The following is a 2,485-nucleotide window of genomic DNA, read 5'->3' as shown; positions in this document are numbered from 1 at the left end:
CTAACAGATGATAATAAACACAGTTATATGTTTTTAATGGATGAAGAATGGAACATCTTGTACGCGAACAAAAAAATGCAAGAATACTACCATGAAACAGACCTACATCGTCTAAATCAAATTCTTCCTCCTTATATGTTAGCTCACGAAAAAATCCATCTGATCAGACAACACCTTAATCAAACTGGAAAATGGCGTGGGAGTCTAAATGTCGACTTAAATAATGTAAAACGAACAGTTGATTGTAGTATTCAAGTCATCACCGAAAATGATGGCAAAAAAGAAATAGCGGTCACCTATTTTGACAAATCAAAAGAACTCGAACTCGAAAAGTTAAAGGTCTATGATCACGAAAAAACTCAATTTATTTCAAATCTTTCTCATGAATTAAAAACGCCATTAAATGTCTTTTGTTCAGTCATTCAGTTACTAAATCAAATGGTGAACGTTAATGATGAAAAATTCAAACAAATTTATTTAAAATATCGTACCTCACTCGATGTCAGTGGAAAAAGGATGACGAAGCTTGTTAATAACTTAATGGATATTTCAAAAATAGAGATGAATACATTAGTCCCTCATTTTCATAATTATCAGGTTATCCAGTTACTACAAGATGTTACGGCTATCATATCAGCTCATCCGTGCTGTGAATCCGTCTCCATCAAGTTTCAAACAGACATCAATCATCATCTATTAAAATGTGATGGTTCGATGATTGAGCGAATTCTATGTAATCTTTTATCGAATGCCATTAAGTTTTCTTCGCCATCCACTACGATTACAGTGCGAACCCTGATAGAGGAGGAATGGTTTGTTTTAGAAGTGCAAGATGAAGGGATTGGGATTACCGCCATCGACCAATCGCTCATTTTTGAACGATTTGTGCAAGTCGATAAATCATTGACACGAATTAATGAAGGCATTGGGATGGGACTTTATATGGTGAAGAGCCTTGTTAGTCTACATGGCGGAAAAATCGAATTAGAAAGTGCTGCACACAAAGGAAGTACCTTTAAAATCTTATTACCGAATCTCTGCTTACCTGATACCCCATGCAAATCATATGAACCTGACACCTATAAAATTGAGTTAGAACTTGCAGATATTAAAAAATCATAACGTTAAAAAGGGATGAGCCTCTTATTGGCTCATCCCTTTTTAACGATCCCCTTATTATTTATCATATCTCCGCCAAAATGACTCAAACTAATTCAGACAACAATTCTGAAGGAAGTGAAGATATGACGAAACAAGCCAATCATTTAATACATGAAAAATCCCCCTATCTCTTACAGCATGCCTATAATCCTGTCAACTGGTATCCTTGGAATGATGAAGCCTTTACCAAAGCAAAAGAAGAAGACAAACCCATTTTTTTAAGCATCGGGTACTCAACTTGTCATTGGTGTCATGTCATGGAGCATGAATCTTTTGAAGATGAGGACGTTGCCACCTATTTAAATGAACACTTTATCTCGATTAAAGTGGATCGTGAAGAAAGACCCGATATCGATACGGTTTATATGAGTATTTGCCAAGCTTTAACCGGACAAGGGGGATGGCCACTCACCATTTTCATGACACCGACTCAACAAGCTTTTTATGCGGGAACTTATTTTCCAAAAACAAGCCGCTATGGCCGACCAGGATTTCTCGATGTTTTAAAAAACATTGACTTCAATTGGAATCATCATCGAGCTAAAGTAACGGACATTACCAAACAGATTGAATCTCACTTCAAAGACCTAGAAGGAATAGAGACTGAAGGGGATTCTTTATCCATGGCCATTATTCAAAACGGGGTCAATCAGCTAAAGCAAAGCTATGATCCACGATTTGGTGGCTTTGGAACCGCACCAAAATTTCCGACGCCGCACAAACTCATGTTTTTGCTTCGTTATGATGAACAAACAAAGGACAAGTCTGTCCAAGACATGGTGACTCAAACACTCGATCACATGTACAAAGGTGGAATTTTTGATCATCTTGGGTATGGCTTTTCACGTTATTCAACGGATGAAATCTGGCTCGTTCCTCATTTTGAGAAAATGCTATACGATAATGCGCTTCTTATGATTAGTTATACTGAAGCCTATCAAGTGACGCGTGAACCTCGTTACCTAAGTATTGCGATGCAAACCGCAGAGTATGTCTTAACTCAATTAACTAGTCCTGAAGGTGGATTTTATTGTGCAGAAGATGCGGATAGTGAAGGGGAAGAAGGTAAATTCTATGTCTTCACGCCAGCAGAAATCATCCAGATTCTAGGACATGAAAAGGGACACTGGTTTAATGAGTTTTATAATGTCACAGAAGAGGGGAACTTTGAAGGAAAAAATATCTTAAATCGACTGCATCATAAAAAACTAGAACTAGACATCAAAGAACTAGAGGCCTGCCGTGAAACATTACTCACCTACCGATTAGAACGAACACATCTTCATAAAGACGATAAAATCTTAACCTCTTGGAATGGCTTAAT

General features: G+C 37.3%; 2 protein-coding genes. Both read left to right on the top strand.

The window, feature by feature from the left end:
* A partial coding sequence (locus QWC74_RS12510; RefSeq protein ID WP_288994161.1) for a sensor histidine kinase KdpD occupies positions 1-1,122 on the top strand: 1,122 nt, incomplete at its 5' end.
* A gap of 122 nt (positions 1,123-1,244) precedes the next feature.
* Positions 1,245-2,485, top strand: a 1,241-nt coding sequence (locus tag QWC74_RS12505; protein ID WP_288994159.1) for a thioredoxin domain-containing protein, incomplete at its 3' end; no start/stop codon positions are given.

It is taken from the genome of uncultured Turicibacter sp. (assembly GCF_938044715.1).
In the GTDB taxonomy this organism is placed as follows: domain Bacteria; phylum Bacillota_I; class Bacilli_A; order MOL361; family Turicibacteraceae; genus Turicibacter; species Turicibacter sanguinis.
This window is presented reverse-complemented; position numbering and strand designations above follow the sequence as displayed.